The organism is Gemella sp. oral taxon 928 (assembly GCF_001553915.1).
GTDB lineage: Bacteria > Bacillota > Bacilli > Staphylococcales > Gemellaceae > Gemella > Gemella massiliensis.
Genome location: NZ_CP014233.1, coordinates 1,601,357 through 1,617,325 on the forward strand (window position 1 = coordinate 1,601,357; position 15,969 = coordinate 1,617,325).

Genomic DNA, 15,969 nt, shown 5'->3' on the forward strand with positions numbered 1-15,969 from the left:
ATATAATACCATTATTGTTCGTATTAGTAAAGTAAAATCTTATATTTAACGCATAATTAAAGTGTTCAATTATTGTAATATTCGCTTTAACATTTTAATACACTATAAAATAGGCTACAGTCTTTGACTGAAGCCTATTTATTATCCTTCCATACCTCAAGGGTTCGTATTTGATTTTCTTCTACTTTTCTTACTATGAAAGTTAAGGTATCTATTGAGTATTCTGCCCCAACTTTCGCTTCATATTTTTCTAAATAAACATATGCACCGATTGTATCGACTTCTTCATGCGGTAATTGGGCATGAAACAAAGCATTCACATCTTGAATAGGAACCCACCCGTCGATTAAATAATGACCATTTTTTAATTTTTTTATTAAACTTTGTTCATCTTCATCAAATTCATCACGAATTTCACCGGTTAATTCTTCCACTATATCCTCTAAGGTAACTATTCCGCTTGTTCCACCATATTCATCAGTTATGACAATCATGTGTTCACGATTTTGCTTTATTGTAGCTAATACTTGTGAAATTGGAGTATGTTCAAATACCTTTATAGCAGGAGTAATATATTCTTCCAAGTCTTCTGTAGTTTCTAATTTTTTATCAGTAAATAACAATTTTTTAACATTCAATATCCCGATAATTTGATCTTTGTCTCCGTCTTCTATAACGGGATAACGAGTATACTCTTCTTGTTTGAGTTGACGCATTATGACAGCAAGGGAATCGCTCATATCAATAGCCTCTACTTCTGTTCTCGGTGTCATAATCTCTTTTGCGATTTTATTATCAAACTCAAATACACGTTCCACATAACGATATTCTATATCATTAATTTGTCCGTGTGCTCGAGATAATTTCATAATGGTACGTAATTCTTGTTCACTGTGAATATCATCATGTTCTGCCGCAGGTTCAAATCCAAATAATTTTGCAACAATGTTTGCTAATGAATTAAGCAACCAAACCAAAGGTCTCATCACTTTATCGAACATATACATTGGCCATGCGACTTTAAAACAAGTTTTTTCTGCCGCTTGAATAGCTATTGTTTTAGGAACTAACTCACCCAATACCACATGCAGTAATGTCATAAACGCAAATGAAACTACCAATGAAATAGTATGTGTTAAAGTCTCATTTAAGTGCATCAAATCGAATAACGGTCTAAATAACGCATGAAACGTTGATTCTCCCAACCAACCTAACCCAAGCGAAACGATTGTAATTCCTAATTGTGTAGCTGATAAATAGTGGTCTAACTGTTCCACCATAACTAACAATATCTTCGCTGTTTTATTCCCTTCTTCCGCTATTTCTTTAACACGAGTAGGTCGAAGTTTCACCAACGCAAACTCAAACATTACAAAAACAGCAGAAGCCATAAGTAATAATATTATTATTAAAATTTTTATTAAGATACTGAGATCCATAACGGTTTAATTTAACCTCTTTCTTGATATAACTTATTCATAATTTTACTATATATATGTTATTTTTTCAAATGTTACGGCAATCTAACTATTATTTTATTAGCATTAAATCTATTTTAAAATAACAGTATATATTTGCTACTCTGTTGTTAATTATTAACAAAGATTCTGTTAAGTTATTAATTTCGTTCTGACAATTTTTTCAATATAAAATCGTCAAAAGCATGCTGAAAAATTTCTTTATATTCCAATTTTCGATAATTAATTACTTCTTTATTTTTTAATAATGCTAAAAATTTTTCTTGGCAATTTTTAGGTGTTTTTACATCAAGTTGTGAAAAACAATAATACACCTTGCTTCCCACACTGACTGCATAGTTCAGTATATCTATTTCGTCTAATTGTTTTAATAAATAATCTTCTTTTTCAGGATAATTTCTTGAGAATTTTCTTATTGCCAAATAATAATCCTCATCTTTATTTTCTTTATAAATTTCTTTAAAATCACACAAAGCTATATCGGCGATAAATAAATTTTTAATATCTTTATTAAAAGCTGCACAAACTACACTAAGTGCAGCCCCTTGCCCTACTCCAAACAACAATAACTCAATATTAGAAAATTCATTTTTTACTATCTGAATTATATCAAGAGCATCTTGATAAACAAATTTGTAATAAGGTTCATTGCTAAAAATTTCTACATATGGAAAATAGATTGATCCCGGTTGTTTATTTTCACTTTTTCCTGCCTGTCCCCGAACGTGAATACTTACTACTGCATATCCCAGTATTAAATATCGACTAAGAGTTAAATAATCCTTATTTTGTGTTTCATACTCCGGAAATTCGATTATAACTCCTTTTATATTCCCTTTCGGAACAAGCATATCTGCATAAATATTCGAATTATCCACCGCTAAAAATTTTATACTAAAATAATCCGCATTTAGGTGTTCAAATTTTATCTTTTCTTTTGTATAAGTAAATTTCCTATTTTTAATTAATTTCATATTATCTCTCCAATAAAAATTTGAATATTTCGTTATTATAAGGAACTATAGCTTCATGATCGTATTTTTTATAAAAACATAATTTTTTCTCACAAATTAGATTGTTGAATACTGCATATTGTGTTTCCAAAGGACAATCACTATCCACCCCACTCATTCCAAACAATACCTTTGCTCTAACTTTGCCGGAGAAATTTTTTGTATCAATATAAGCCAGTTTATCAAAAATTTCTTTATTTCGCTTTTCATCATTATTAAACCAGCGTGAATATAATCTGAGTTCCCCATAAGCGCCGGTATCTCTATCTAAATCATAAACCATTTTATAATCAGATAAAAACGGATACAACGAAATACATTTTTTAATATTTTTATTTAAAGCTGCACACATAATGGAAAAAGCTCCTCCTTGTGATGCACCATAAGTTACAAAATTATTTTTATCCACTCCATCCAACTCACCGGCTATTCTAACTAAAAGGCACATATCCATTATATTTTTCACATAAAGCAAATTATCAATTATATCATCTAAACCTATTGTTATATGACCGAAGACGGTTGAACCGTAAATTCCACCTATATCTTCACTCTTTCCACCTTGTCCACGAAAATCTATAGCTAATACCGAATACCCGAGAGAAGTATATGCTGTTTTTTCTAACCAATTTCTACCGGATGCCGGATATCCGTGAAAATAAAATAATACAGGGCTAGGTTTATTTAATTTTGATTTTATATATTTTGCATATATTACAGCGCCGTCAAAACTTGTAAAGTACAAATCATAATACTCAATATTTTCAAAATTAGAAAACTCTTTTTTTATTATTTTATAATCCAAGGAAACTTGTCTTATCTCTTCTAGTTTTCTATTCCAAAATTCGTCAAAATCATTCGGCTTTTTCCATGTCCCAACGTACTTTTCTAAATTCATATTTCACCACTTCTTTATATTTTCTCTTAAATTATTATAAACGTAAAAAAGAGATGCGACAAGCACATCGCATCTCTTTTATCAATTATTTTTCTGTAACTTTTAGACGAGCCAATGCTCTAGCCAATGCCAACTCTGCACGTCTTACATCAAGTGTACTTTTTCTTTCAGATAAACGTTTTTCCGCTCTTTCTTTTGCTCTTTTAGCACGTTCTACATCAATATCATCAGCACACTCTGCCGTCTGAACAATCACAGTTATGTCATTTTTATGTGTTTCCACAAATCCTTCACTTACAGCTATACGTTCTTCTTTCCCGTCAGGAAACGCCACTTTTAACGGTCCTATCGCTAATGATACAACCATTGGAACATGGTTTGCCATAATACCCAGTTGCCCGCTGGTAGTCCCAAGAACAACCATTGAAGCGTTTTTTGTGCTGTAAACTTCTCCATTAGGAGTGACAATACTTACATTTAAAGTATTCATAATTTACCCTCCTATTGTATTATACTTCAACTCCCAATTTACGTGCTTTTTCTAATACATCTTCTATACCGCCTACTAAACGGAAGCAATCTTCCGGAATATGATCGTACTTACCGTCTAAAATTCCTTTAAATGCTTCTACTGATTCTTCTACCGGAACATAAGAACCCGGTTGCCCTGTAAACTGTTCAGCAACATGGAAGTTTTGTGATAAGAAGAATTGAACACGTCTTGCTCTATCAACGGTTTTCTTATCTTCATCACTAAGTTCGTCCATACCTAAGATAGCAATAATATCTTGTAATTCACGATATTTTTGAAGTGTTCTTTGAATTCTTGTCGCAACTTGGTAGTGCTCTTCTCCTACAATCTCCGGTGCTAAAGCACGTGATGTAGAAGCCAGCGGATCAACTGCCGGATAGATACCCATTTCAGTTAATGCACGTTCAAGGTTAGTTGTTGCATCTAAGTGAGCAAATGTTGTAGCCGGTGCCGGGTCGGTATAATCATCGGCAGGAACATAGATCGCCTGAATAGATGTAACAGAACCTTTTTTCGTCGATGTAATACGCTCTTGAAGACGCCCCATCTCTGTAGCAAGTGTCGGTTGATAACCAACGGCAGACGGCATACGCCCAAGTAATGCAGACACCTCAGATCCTGCTTGCGTAAAACGGAAAATATTATCAATAAATAACAATACGTCCTGTCCTTCTTCATCACGGAAGTATTCAGCCATTGTCAATCCTGTTAATGCAACACGCATACGTGCTCCGGGCGGCTCGTTCATCTGTCCGAATACCATGGCAGTTTTATTAATAACACCTGAATCTTTCATCTCATAATACAAGTCATTACCTTCACGAGTACGTTCTCCTACTCCGGTAAATACCGAAAGACCACCGTGTTGTTGCGCAACGTTGTTAATAAGTTCTTGGATAAGAACCGTTTTACCAACACCTGCACCTCCGAATAATCCGATTTTCCCACCTTTAATATAAGGTGCAAGTAAGTCTATTACTTTAATACCTGTTTCCAATACTTCTACATGAGTAGATAATTCTTCAAAGGTTGGCGCTTCTTTATGGATAGAATCTTTTCTTACATTGCTATCAGCTTCTTCCCCATGATCCACCGCTTCACCTAAAACGTTAAATACACGCCCAAGAGTAAAGTTTCCAACCGGCACTGAAATTGGTGCTCCTGTATCTACTACTTCCGCTCCTCTATTTAATCCATCAGTAGACGACATCGCTATAGTTCTAACGACATTATCACCAATTTCAAGAGAAACTTCAAGAACTAATTTTTCTTTATTTCCATCACCTTTATCTACAAATACTTCAAGAGCATTCAATAGATTAGGCATATGCCCTGATTCGAACTTAACGTCTACTACAGGTCCCATAACTTGGAGAATATAACCTTTATTCATATGTTGTTTGCTAACTTAATAGCTTCTCCTTTCTTCTTTCTATTTTGCAGCCGCCGCTCCACTAACAATTTCGGTAATTTCCTGTGTGATTGCTGCTTGTCTTGCACGATTATATTTAATCGTAAGTGTATCAATAATATTTCCTGCATTATCAGTTGAATTTTTCATAGCTGTTTTTCTTGCAGAATGTTCACTAGCCTTACTGTCCAATATACTTCCATAAATCATACTCTCTGCATATTGTGGTAACAGTACATCTAATACCGCTTCTTCCCCGGGTTCAAATTCATAAGCACCTGTTACTTGGTTATTAGAATTTTTAAACTGTGTTGTATTTTCTATCGGAAGAACTTGATCTTCCGTTACAACTTGTTGAATCATACTAACAAAGTGATTGTAGTGGAGATAGATTTTATCATATTTTTTATCAGTAAAATATCCCACAACTTTATTAGTAATCTCCTTAACCTGAGTGAAACTTGGCTCATCCGGTATATCTCTGTAACTTTCAACGATGCTATAACCATTTTTCCTGAAAAATTCAGCACCATAATTACCTATTGCAACTATACCATATTCATCATGACTTGTATGTCGCTCTTTTGTAGTATTAACAAAATTTCTTATAATATTGGAGTTAAACCCTCCACATAATCCGCTATCACTGGTAATAACTACATAAAGAGTTTTTTTCAGTTCTCTTTTTTCCAACATTGGGTGTTTAATACTACCCTCTTTTGAAAAAATAGTAGCCATTACTTCCTGCATTTTTTTCATGTAGGGATTAAATTTTTGAGTATTGGTCTGTGCTTTTAGTAATTTAGATGTTGATACCATCTCCATCGCTTTAGTGATATGACTAGTTTTTTTCGTCGAGTTGATTTTATTTTTTATATCTCTTAGTGACGCCAATTAGTTCACCACCTTTTTCTACTGAATAATTTACACTAAGCAAAAGTTTTTTTGAATGTTTCAATAACTTCATTCATAACTTTTTCTTCAGGTAAATCTTTTGTTTCTTGTATATATCTTATAGCTTCTGTCGGATGTGCATCAAGATAAGCATATAATTCTTGTTCAAATCTATGTATATCTTTCACTTCAACATCATCTAAATAACCATGTGTTAGAGCATATAAAATCATTACTTGTTTTTCTACAGGAATAGGTTTATGTAAATCTTGTTTTAATACCTCTACCGTACGTTTACCTCGTTCAAGTTTTTCACGAGTTGCCGGATCTAAATCAGAACCGAATTGTGCAAAACTTTCCAGTTCTCTGTATGATGCCAAGTCAAGACGTAATGTCCCTGATACTTTTTTCATGGCTTTAATTTGTGCAGATCCCCCTACACGAGATACGGACAATCCTGCATTAATTGCCGGTCTGATACCAGAGAAAAATAGGTCTGATTGTAAGAAAATTTGCCCGTCTGTAATAGAAATAACATTAGTTGGAATATACGCAGAAATATCCCCGGCTTGGGTTTCAACAAACGGTAATGCTGTAATACTTCCACCACCAAAATCTTCGTTAACACGTGCCGCACGTTCTAATAAACGGCTGTGCAGATAGAATACATCCCCCGGATATGCCTCACGCCCCGGTGGACGTTTAAGTAGTAATGATAACTCACGATAAGCTGCTGCTTGTTTAGATAAATCATCATATACTATTACTACATCTTTTCCATTAAACATAAATTCTTCAGCCATAGCTACCCCTGCATACGGTGCTATATATAGTAACGGTGCCGGTTGCGAAGCCGCTGCTGTTACAACAATGGTATATTCTAATGCCCCATGTTCTTTTAACGTTTCAACAACACTACGAACTGTTGATTCTTTTTGACCGATAGCAACGTAGATACAAATAACATCCTGACCTTTTTGAGCCAAAATTGAATCTATTGCAACAGCTGTTTTACCTGTTTGTCTATCACCGATAATAAGTTCACGTTGTCCTCGCCCAATCGGTACCAATGAGTCTATCGCTTTAATACCTGTCTGGAATGGAACAGATACAGATTTACGCCCCATAACTCCGACAGCCGGCGATTCTATCGGTCTTCTTTTATTTGTATTTACCGGACCACGCCCGTCTACCGGTTGACCCAACGGATCTACTACACGTCCAATTAATTCTTCTCCAACAGGAACGTCCATAACACGTCCGGTACGTCTTACTTCATCACCTTCTTTAATATCGGTAGTTGGTCCTAAAATTACAATCCCGACATTAGTATCTTCAAGGTTTTGAGCAAGCCCCATAACTCCGGTTTTTGTAAATTCAACAAGCTCTCCACTCATTATTTCGTTAAGACCATATACACGTGCTATACCGTCCCCTACTTCAATTACTGTTCCGACATCCGTTGACTTAACTTCAAACTGATAATTTTCTATTTGCGATTTTAGTAATGCACTAATCTCTTCAGCTTTAATAGCCATTTATGTCCCTCCTTGTTTCAATTTCTACTAGATATTAGAAATTTGTTTTTTTATGCTATTTAATCTTGCTTTTATACTGGCATCAATAACTTTATTATTATAAGTTATTTTCAAACCACCGATTAAACTCTTATCAATTACATTACTAACTTCTACATTATCTAGTTGCAACTTAGCTTTAAGTTTTTCTTTTAATTCTGAAATTTGTTCTTGTGTAAGTTGACTAGCAGACTCGACTTTAACAAGAATATTTTTCGAATATCTATTAAAACGTTCTTCAAATTCTTCCAGAACAAAATTTATTAAGCTGATTTGCAAGTTTCCTGCTAATATTTTGACTACATTAACAACATTTCGATTTACATTGGTAAATGCAGCATCTATTAATTCTATTTTCTGTTTTTTTTCTATATTAGGGTTGTTCATCAAAGTAATAAAATCGTCATTTGAAGTAATTGCTAAAGCAACTTCTTTCAAATCATTAAGAACTTCTTCTAATGAGCTACTGTCACGTGCAACATCGAATAATGAATCTCCGATTTTATTAGCAAGCACTGATTTACTCATTATTTCACCCCTACCTCTTTTATAACTTTTTCTACGAAATCACCATGTGACTCACTAAGTTCTTTTTCCAAAATTTTAGAAGCTACTAATACAGATAGTTCAGCAACTTGTTTGTTAATTTCTTCAAGTGCCCTTTTCTTCTCATCTTCAATATCTTGTTGAGCATTTACTTTTAATTGTTCCGCTTGTTTTCGAGCTTCATCAAGAATTGCCTGTTTTTCAATCTTAGATTGTTCACGTGCGTCTTCCATCATTGCCTTTATTTCTTTTTGGGCATTTTTTAATTTTTCTTGATTTTCTTCAAGTAAAACCAATGCTTCTTTTTGATTTTTGGCTGCATCATCCAGTTGATTGTTTACCAACTGCTGACGTTCATCCAACATATCAATTAATTTATCCCAAGCAAATTTTTTCAGTAATACCAATAAGATTAATACAGCTACCATATTAATAGCCATATTCCCCAAGTTAAAACCTTGATGAGAAGAGTGTTCAGTAGCTAAAAATACTAAATTTTTCATTTGCTGACTGCTCCTGTTCTTCTTGTTGTTCTTTTAATCGGATATACTTATTATTTGAATGAAAGAATAAACGCTACTACGATAGCTAAGATAGGCACCGCTTCAACAAGTGCAAACATTACAAACGCATTAGATTTAAGTTTAGGTTCGATTTCAGGTTGACGAGAAACACCTTCCATAAATTTACCGAATAAATATCCGTTACCAATACCGGCACCAATCGCTGCCAATCCTGCTGCCAATCCTGCTCCAATTAATCCTACCATAATTATATTTTCCTCCTTGGATAATAAATAAATTTTTATTAATTATTAATTTTACACATTTTTTGTGTTTGTTATATAAAATGCAAATTAATGCTCATCACTAATTTTATGTGATAAATATGTAAATGTTAATATCGTAAAGATATACGCTTGGATAACACCAATAAATAGTGAGAATCCTTTCCACACTACCAACCCGGCTATACCGGCTATTGCACCGAAAACACCAACTGTTGCAAGTGATGCTAAAAGTGCTAATAAAACTTCTCCGGCATAAATATTACCGAATAAACGCATTGATAAGGTTAGAAGATTTGTAAACTCCTCTAATACCTTAAACGGTGTAATACCTATACCCGCAGATGTATATGTGCTAAAGTAATGTTTTGTTCCTTTGTACTTAATTCCTGCATAGTGAGTAAAGATTATAACTAACAACGCAAGAGAGAAAGTAAATGTCGGATCCGCTGTTACTGAATTTACATAAACTACTTCATCATAACTTACTTCTATCAGAACACCAATAGTATTAGCTACAGCAATAAGGGAAATAAGTGTTAGTGCCGTTGCCCACAATCCTTTACCATACTTCTTCCAGCTTACATTACCTTTGATAACGTTATCGCTAACAAAAACTGCAAGTAACTCAGCTGCATTTTGTCGTTTGCTATCAGGTCTTAATTTTATTCTACTAGTAATAAACATCACAAAAATAAAAGTAAGCAACAGTGTAATTAAAGTTGTGATTACACTAGGAATATTGACCGTTATGTCATAGCCAAACATTTTGGTAATAAGATATGTATGCTCTTCCATATATTTCTCTCACCTCTTTTCTTATGTATCTTATATTTCTAAATCTGTTGTATGATAAATTCAAGAAATACCTATTGAATATTATAATACCATTTTAAAATATTTACCAGCCATTTCTAAAATTTTACAAAATTTTATGAAAAAATCACTTTTTCATTATTTAGTTCCGAAAATTCTATCCCCCGCATCGCCTAATCCGGGTACGATGTAACCATGATCATTTAATTTTTCATCTAAACCTGCTATAAAAATATCCACATCAGGATGCGCTAAACGTAATGCCTCTACTCCTTCCGGAGCTGCTATTAAACACATAAATTTAATATCACTTACTCCACGTTGTTTTAATGAATTTATGGCTGCTATGGCCGATCCACCGGTTGCTAACATCGGATCAACGACAATAAATAAACGTTCTTCCGGTTTGCTTGGTATTTTTACAAAATACTCATGTGGTTGAAGAGTTTCAGGGTCACGATATAACCCGACATGCCCTACTCTTGCCGATGGTATTAAATTCATTAAACCGTCTACCATCCCTAAACCTGCTCTCAAAATAGGAACAAAAACTATCTTTTTACCGGAAAGTCGTTTACAAGTAGTAACTTGAATCGGTGTTTCAACTTCTACTTCTTCCAACGGCAGATCACGAGTTATCTCATAAGCCATTAAAGACCCTACTTCGTTAGTAAGTTGTCTAAAGTCTTTTGAACCCGTTCTCTTATCCCTGATAAAAGATAGTTTATGTTGGATTAATGGATGATCAAATACATGAACTTTTGACATAATTTCAATTCTCCTTTTTAGTATTGTTATATTTATTTTACTCTAATTAAACTTTTTTAACAAGTTAAATCTGAAATATTTTCAACCGTTATCAAAAAATATTTTCCTACTATTCAACATAAATTACTAGACTTATTTACATTAAACTATTAAAATTAGAGAGGTATATATTTATATTTAAACCTAGGAGATGTCATGAAAACTAAAAATGTTTTACTTACTTTTTTAATTACGAGTATTTTTTACTATGTTGTTCCATTTTTATTTTTACATTTTTCCAAAGAAAATAACTTATCAAAAATGGGACTTATACTGATATTATTTTTTACCTTTGCATCATTTGCGATTAATCTTATGATTTCGTTCTTTTTAGAAAGAAATATTTTAATTCCAATTATTACTTCAGTCTTGGCAGTTCCTCTATTATATACTTTTAACACCAGTGCCGTTGTTTTAATAATTATAATTATTATTTTTTCTTTTCTTGCTTATGGACTTTCCGGTTTGTTAAAATAATTAATTTTCAGGAGATTTTTATGACTACATTAAAACGAAATTTACTAATATCTACAGGCATTTATATGCTGTTTTATCTTGGACCTATCTTAGTCAACCCGTTTGCTATTCTCAATATTGCCGAAGCATTTGCCGTCGCTTTATTGGTTTATGGCGGCTTTTATCTGAGTTATATATTTTTATACACTAATAAATCAAAACTAGATGAACGTACTAAAAATACCATTATTACAATTATAATTATGACACTGGCACTTATTGTCTATTATAATCCTTTCACGTTCCCTGCAATGTTTAATATTATAATCAATAAATATCTAGCAATTTTTTTATTAGTTGGTTTATTAGTTGTACTTCTTCTGGTAGCTCAACGTGTAAAAAGCGTCTATATACTGGCAATTTTATTTGCACCGTCTATTATTCAAGGTGTTTTAATGCGTTCATCCAATCGTGCAATGTTATTTTATCTTAATAATCCAAACTTTACATTGTACTGTATTGTAGTATTATTTGCCGTCTACTATATTTATTATAATAGACGCCGTTAATAACTATATCCCCATAATTATCTATAAAACTTTTTATCGGATATATGGGGAACTTTTATAATTGATTACATATACTAACCTTAACAATTACATTAAAATCCATATAACTATAAAATATTTTTTCAGATAATTCCTACAAACTTTTAAATAATTTTTAACAATAATATGAATATCTACAAGAAACTCATTATTTAAGCAGTTTTTTATAATAGTTTTATTTAATATTTTATTGTATAATAATATTAATTATTTAATGAAAGGGTGTACATATCATGATAAATTCAGAAAACACATGGGCATTATGGGCAATTATTATAGCTATCGCAACGTTAAGTATCTATTTAGAAGAAAAATATCGTTGGGCCTCTAAAATTAGCGGGGCGATTATCGGTCTTATTATTGCCGCAACGTTAAGTAACCTACATGTTATTCCGCTTGAATCTCCAGTATATGATACAATCTGGACATACGTTGTTCCGCTTGCAGTGGCGATGTTACTCTTCCAATGTGATTTAAGAAAAATTTGGCGTGAAAGCGGACGAATGGTTATTATTTTTCTTATCAGCTCACTTGGAACAATATTAGGTGCAGTTTCCGGTTATCTTGCTTTACATAATCTCGTACCGGCACTTAATCATATTGCCGGGGTGATGACCGGTTCGTATATTGGTGGAGGAGTTAACTTTGTTGCTGTTGCGAGTGCTTTTGAAGTACCCGCTGATTTGATTTCCGCTGCAACGGTTAGTGATAATTTGCTAATGGTGTTGTACTTTTTCATACTTATAGTTATACCTACTCTTCCAATATTTAGAAAATTTTTTATCACAACATTCGATAATAAAACGAATATACAGCAACACAGTAGCGATAGCAGCAAAACGACTGTAGCAGTTAGAGATATTGCATTTACTTTTGCCACTGCGGTTATTATAGTAGCTATTAGCTTTAGCTTATCTACTTACCTCGCTTCCCTAGGCAAATCGCCTCTGATAGCATTTATTTCTAACAAATATCTATTAGTAACAACGCTGACCGTACTATTAGCATCACTTTTTCCTAAATACTTCACATCATTTAAAGGTGCTAATGAAATAGGAACTTTTCTCATTTATATTTTCTTTGTTGTCATTGGAATTCCTGCTTCAATTCAAGCAATTGTTGAAAAATCACCATTATTACTTCTATTTTGTGCAATAATGATAATTGTTAATATGCTTGTAACCTTTGGAGCGGCTAAATTATTTCGTTTTTCTATTGAAGAGGCTATTATCGCCTCAAATGCCAATATAGGTGGCCCTACAACAGCTGCCGCTATGGCTATTTCAAAAGGTTGGAATTCACTCGTTGCTCCGGCAATGTTGGTCGGCACCCTTGGTTATATTATCGGAACATACATAGGTATATTAATCGGACAGTATTTAGGTTAAACGTAAAAAAGGATTATTATTTAACTTGGTAATTAAATCAAATTAAACAATAATCCTCTTTCTTATAAATTTTTCTTAATCAAATAATCTAAACTTCATATCTAACTATAATTTTTAAAAATAAGCAAGTAGAACACTTATTTAAAATTAAATATTAAGTGTTTTTATTAAACCTTTATCAAAAACTACTATATATTTTATTCTAATTTACATCATTGCTTTCTAACTTATTTCTTCAAAAAATATTTAATTATTTTATAATTTTACAACAAGGAATGAATAACACCATCACGACATTGATTTACACTTATTACATAAGGCAGATTTCTACTATCTCTTATATTACGTCCCCCAAGTATTCCACCCGGTTCTAAAGGAAATAATACCGTATCATACATATTTCCCAAACCGGATACTATTTTCACAATAACCACTTTAGCTTTATCAGGTTTTCTTACATCATAATACTCATACTTTTTATATGGAATATTATCTACTTTTACCAATACACCACGAATTTCTTGAACAATTAAATCCGCCAGTCGATGTGCACCGATAACTCCATCCGCTGTTCGACCTTCTCCGTCAAAAAACGAGAAATCAATATGAATTATATAATCAGATGTACCGGGTGTCCCTGCTCTATCGAAATATACTCTATCCTTTAATACACCTTCTGATGATCCGATATTCGCCGGTTGATAACCCGTTCCTATTTTTACTCCGGTTACCATAACTGTAACACCAGCTAATTCATGCGTTACACCTTCTCCTAATTCTCCGGAATATTTACACGCTATTGGCATGCAATCTAAGTTAGAATTGACAAAAATATTATGTTCATGCGGTTTTATAATGTTTACTTTTATTTGTTTAATTCTCTTATCAAATGAGATAAATGTCCTAGCTATATTTTTTCTGATAATTAGCTTATTATCAATCAGCTCCGTTTTTTCACCGAACGTTACTTCGTTAATAGTAAACACTTTTTTGGTTAACTTCCCTACTCTTAACTCTTTATTGCTGTTTATATTATTCAATCGTTGTTGTTTACTTAACTTATTTTTCAAAATTGCCACTGCTTTTTTAGCGTCATAATCCGTCAAGTTATTCTCGCCTACCATACATGATTCATAGCCTGTTGTTCCCTTATTTATGTCTATGATACAATCTATATATTGATTTGTACATACCAATCGTCCCTGCAAACCGATAAAACTAAGACCTATACTTGAAATATCGTTTTTCCCGAGACTTTCAATTATATTAACAAAATCAATATGGTGATTTCCCCAACCGTCGATAGCTACTAAAGCACCGTCTACCTGCAAGGCCTTAGCTATATCACCTACTCTCTTAGCTGAATAAACCTTGTCATCATAACTTTCAGAAACACCGCTTACTATAATTCCAACTATTTCAATATCATTATCTTTTGTCGCCACCTCTACAAGTGGGCATCGATAGTGATGAAGCGTTGTCATTTTTATACTCGGTCCTAACCCCATAGCTACAACTCCTTTCCAAACAAAGAAGGAGGATACCCCCCTTCTTCATTTCTATATACATTCAATATTACACGTTATGACGGTATTCATAAGGTAATATTTTTGTTTCATTAAAACTTGGACAATCTCTTACCCATTCTAATGATTCTTTAACAATTGCTGTTTGCATAGGGATATTATTAGGTTCCCCTGCATTTGAACCGATTGGTACGTGAGGTGCAGTAATACGTGGTGCCCCTTGTTGACGAGCAATTGGTGGTAGTGCAGCAATTACACAGCAACTCATTCCTTGTTCTTCACAGCAACGTGTTACGATAGTTGCTGAACGGTGACATGTACCACATCCACCTGTACATAATACAATATCTACACCTTGTTCTTTTAATTTTCTAGCAATTTCCGGTCCTGTTTCATTGGTGAATTTTTCGACGTTACCGCCTCCACCCATAAATGTATATGTTTCTTTTGATAATGATCCGATAAATCCTTCTGCTACCAATTCATGTAATCTATCAATCGGTAACATTGCGTTTGGATCTTTATTAATATCAGAGTTATCAAAACCACCATGTGTTACCATTAATTCACTAGATGGTGTATCAAACGGAATTGTACGATATGTAAAGTCCCCTGATGTATTAAACGGTTCTTGTGATTTGATATGTATTCCACCTGCTGTAATAAATGCAACTTTACATTCGCTTAACGGTTTTTTTAGTTCTGTAAATATTGCTTTAGGTGTAATAGGCACGAAAATTTCTGATTGCATCCCTGGTTTTGTTGTTAATTTCATTGTATTTTCTCCTTAAGCTCTAGCTAATGTAATTTCCTTTTTTCCTATCACTCTCATGTGACTAAGATAAAATTCTACATCTTGATTTTCTTCTAACACCACAGTTGTAAACGCCCAACGTCTTGGTACAGCTATAGTACCCAATCCGTCCATTATTGCTACTTCTATGGCAGTATCATTTACTTGAGTAATTTTTCCTCCCAGTAAACATGGTTGCATTTCCTCATAAAGTATATCTGAACTATCATATTCATAAGGGTCTTCCATTACTTGAATATAACTAAAGTAAAATTCTAATACATGTCCCATCTCTAAAATATTATCTGTCTTAATTAGTTTTGTCGGTACAGTAATCACGCCTAAACGACCGTGAAGATGAATTTTTACTTTATCATCTTTTACTTCCTTAATTATGCCGCCCATCATTACCGGATTTATAATATAATCCATTATTACT

At 33.1% G+C, this 15,969-nt stretch carries 18 protein-coding genes; 3 read left to right on the forward strand and 15 right to left on the reverse strand.

Features of this window, described 5'->3' with window-relative positions; translation table 11 throughout:
• Nucleotides 1–134: 134 nt before the first annotated feature.
• The 12 genes from AXE85_RS07420 to upp form a co-directional block, all read right to left on the reverse strand.
• On the reverse strand, nt 135–1,439 hold the full coding sequence (locus AXE85_RS07420; RefSeq protein ID WP_062174373.1) for a hemolysin family protein: 1,305 nt from the start codon (nt 1,437–1,439) through the stop codon (nt 135–137).
• A gap of 179 nt (nt 1,440–1,618) precedes the next feature.
• On the reverse strand, nt 1,619–2,452 hold the full coding sequence (locus AXE85_RS07425; RefSeq protein ID WP_062174374.1) for an acetylxylan esterase: 834 nt from the start codon (nt 2,450–2,452) through the stop codon (nt 1,619–1,621).
• 1 nt (nt 2,453) lies between these two features.
• On the reverse strand, nt 2,454–3,389 hold the full coding sequence (locus AXE85_RS07430) for an acetylxylan esterase (RefSeq protein ID WP_062174377.1): 936 nt from the start codon (nt 3,387–3,389) through the stop codon (nt 2,454–2,456).
• 85 nt (nt 3,390–3,474) lie between these two features.
• Nucleotides 3,475–3,879, reverse strand: coding sequence for a F0F1 ATP synthase subunit epsilon (locus AXE85_RS07435; RefSeq protein ID WP_062174379.1), 405 nt, complete (start codon nt 3,877–3,879; stop codon nt 3,475–3,477).
• A gap of 19 nt (nt 3,880–3,898) precedes the next feature.
• On the reverse strand, nt 3,899–5,314 hold the full coding sequence (gene atpD / locus AXE85_RS07440) for a F0F1 ATP synthase subunit beta (protein WP_021753370.1): 1,416 nt from the start codon (nt 5,312–5,314) through the stop codon (nt 3,899–3,901).
• A gap of 39 nt (nt 5,315–5,353) precedes the next feature.
• The gene (gene atpG, locus AXE85_RS07445) at nt 5,354–6,226 is read right to left on the reverse strand and encodes an ATP synthase F1 subunit gamma (RefSeq protein WP_062174381.1); all 873 of its coding nucleotides are present in this window, start codon (nt 6,224–6,226) and stop codon (nt 5,354–5,356) included.
• Nucleotides 6,227–6,261: 35 nt separating this feature from the next.
• A complete protein-coding gene (gene atpA / locus AXE85_RS07450; RefSeq protein WP_062174383.1) occupies nt 6,262–7,764 on the reverse strand; it encodes a F0F1 ATP synthase subunit alpha in 1,503 nt (500 codons plus the stop codon).
• Nucleotides 7,765–7,791: 27 nt separating this feature from the next.
• A complete protein-coding gene (atpH, locus tag AXE85_RS07455) occupies nt 7,792–8,331 on the reverse strand; it encodes an ATP synthase F1 subunit delta (RefSeq protein WP_062174385.1) in 540 nt (179 codons plus the stop codon).
• Complete coding sequence (gene atpF, locus AXE85_RS07460) at nt 8,331–8,852, reverse strand: F0F1 ATP synthase subunit B (RefSeq protein WP_062174387.1); 522 nt, start codon at nt 8,850–8,852, stop codon at nt 8,331–8,333. Before atpF ends, atpH begins: the two co-directional genes overlap by 1 nt.
• A gap of 50 nt (nt 8,853–8,902) precedes the next feature.
• The gene (atpE, locus tag AXE85_RS07465) at nt 8,903–9,118 is read right to left on the reverse strand and encodes a F0F1 ATP synthase subunit C (RefSeq protein ID WP_021753375.1); all 216 of its coding nucleotides are present in this window, start codon (nt 9,116–9,118) and stop codon (nt 8,903–8,905) included.
• 87 nt (nt 9,119–9,205) lie between these two features.
• Complete coding sequence (atpB, locus tag AXE85_RS07470) at nt 9,206–9,934, reverse strand: F0F1 ATP synthase subunit A (RefSeq protein ID WP_062174389.1); 729 nt, start codon at nt 9,932–9,934, stop codon at nt 9,206–9,208.
• Between the two features lie 156 nt (nt 9,935–10,090).
• On the reverse strand, nt 10,091–10,720 hold the full coding sequence (gene upp / locus AXE85_RS07475) for a uracil phosphoribosyltransferase (RefSeq protein WP_062174391.1): 630 nt from the start codon (nt 10,718–10,720) through the stop codon (nt 10,091–10,093).
• Between the two features lie 195 nt (nt 10,721–10,915).
• On the opposite strand from upp, the gene AXE85_RS07480 reads away from it, so the two are divergent.
• The 3 genes from AXE85_RS07480 to AXE85_RS07490 all read left to right on the forward strand — a co-directional run bounded on the left by AXE85_RS07480 (nt 10,916) and on the right by AXE85_RS07490 (nt 13,211).
• Nucleotides 10,916–11,236 (forward strand): hypothetical protein, encoded by a 321-nt coding sequence (locus AXE85_RS07480; RefSeq protein WP_062174393.1) that lies wholly within the window; start codon nt 10,916–10,918, stop codon nt 11,234–11,236.
• Nucleotides 11,237–11,256: 20 nt separating this feature from the next.
• Complete coding sequence (locus AXE85_RS07485; protein WP_062174395.1) at nt 11,257–11,784, forward strand: hypothetical protein; 528 nt, start codon at nt 11,257–11,259, stop codon at nt 11,782–11,784.
• Between the two features lie 272 nt (nt 11,785–12,056).
• Entirely contained in the window at nt 12,057–13,211 is a 1,155-nt protein-coding gene (locus AXE85_RS07490) for a DUF819 family protein (protein ID WP_062174397.1), read from the forward strand.
• A 263-nt stretch (nt 13,212–13,474) separates the two neighbouring features.
• On the opposite strand, the gene AXE85_RS07495 is transcribed toward AXE85_RS07490, so the two are convergent.
• From AXE85_RS07495 to AXE85_RS07505, 3 genes are all read right to left on the reverse strand, one after another.
• Nucleotides 13,475–14,719: a glycine/sarcosine/betaine reductase component B subunit gene (locus AXE85_RS07495; RefSeq protein ID WP_062174399.1), complete on the reverse strand. Its 1,245-nt coding sequence runs from the start codon at nt 14,717–14,719 to the stop codon at nt 13,475–13,477.
• Between the two features lie 67 nt (nt 14,720–14,786).
• Nucleotides 14,787–15,512: a D-proline reductase (dithiol) protein PrdB gene (gene prdB / locus AXE85_RS07500; RefSeq protein WP_062174401.1), complete on the reverse strand. Its 726-nt coding sequence runs from the start codon at nt 15,510–15,512 to the stop codon at nt 14,787–14,789.
• 12 nt (nt 15,513–15,524) lie between these two features.
• A complete protein-coding gene (locus AXE85_RS07505) occupies nt 15,525–15,962 on the reverse strand; it encodes a CBO2463/CBO2479 domain-containing protein (RefSeq protein WP_062174403.1) in 438 nt (145 codons plus the stop codon).
• Nucleotides 15,963–15,969 lie beyond the last annotated feature (7 nt).

Excerpts from the sequence above, each read along its gene's own strand:
- AXE85_RS07420 (WP_062174373.1), bottom strand. The coding sequence starts at position 1,439 with ATGGATCTCAGTATCTTAATAAAAATTTTAATAATAATATTATTACTT.
- AXE85_RS07425 (WP_062174374.1), bottom strand. The coding sequence starts at position 2,452 with ATGAAATTAATTAAAAATAGGAAATTTACTTATACAAAAGAAAAGATA.
- AXE85_RS07430 (WP_062174377.1), bottom strand. The coding sequence starts at position 3,389 with ATGAATTTAGAAAAGTACGTTGGGACATGGAAAAAGCCGAATGATTTT.
- AXE85_RS07435 (WP_062174379.1), bottom strand. The coding sequence starts at position 3,879 with ATGAATACTTTAAATGTAAGTATTGTCACTCCTAATGGAGAAGTTTAC.
- atpD (WP_021753370.1), bottom strand. The coding sequence starts at position 5,314 with ATGAATAAAGGTTATATTCTCCAAGTTATGGGACCTGTAGTAGACGTT.
- atpA (WP_062174383.1), bottom strand. The coding sequence starts at position 7,764 with ATGGCTATTAAAGCTGAAGAGATTAGTGCATTACTAAAATCGCAAATA.
- atpH (WP_062174385.1), bottom strand. The coding sequence starts at position 8,331 with ATGAGTAAATCAGTGCTTGCTAATAAAATCGGAGATTCATTATTCGAT.
- atpF (WP_062174387.1), bottom strand. The coding sequence starts at position 8,852 with ATGAAAAATTTAGTATTTTTAGCTACTGAACACTCTTCTCATCAAGGT.
- atpE (WP_021753375.1), bottom strand. The coding sequence starts at position 9,118 with ATGGTAGGATTAATTGGAGCAGGATTGGCAGCAGGATTGGCAGCGATT.
- atpB (WP_062174389.1), bottom strand. The coding sequence starts at position 9,934 with ATGGAAGAGCATACATATCTTATTACCAAAATGTTTGGCTATGACATA.
- upp (WP_062174391.1), bottom strand. The coding sequence starts at position 10,720 with ATGTCAAAAGTTCATGTATTTGATCATCCATTAATCCAACATAAACTA.
- AXE85_RS07480 (WP_062174393.1), top strand. The coding sequence starts at position 10,916 with ATGAAAACTAAAAATGTTTTACTTACTTTTTTAATTACGAGTATTTTT.
- AXE85_RS07485 (WP_062174395.1), top strand. The coding sequence starts at position 11,257 with ATGACTACATTAAAACGAAATTTACTAATATCTACAGGCATTTATATG.
- AXE85_RS07490 (WP_062174397.1), top strand. The coding sequence starts at position 12,057 with ATGATAAATTCAGAAAACACATGGGCATTATGGGCAATTATTATAGCT.
- AXE85_RS07495 (WP_062174399.1), bottom strand. The coding sequence starts at position 14,719 with ATGGGGTTAGGACCGAGTATAAAAATGACAACGCTTCATCACTATCGA.
- prdB (WP_062174401.1), bottom strand. The coding sequence starts at position 15,512 with ATGAAATTAACAACAAAACCAGGGATGCAATCAGAAATTTTCGTGCCT.
- AXE85_RS07505 (WP_062174403.1), bottom strand. The coding sequence starts at position 15,962 with ATGGATTATATTATAAATCCGGTAATGATGGGCGGCATAATTAAGGAA.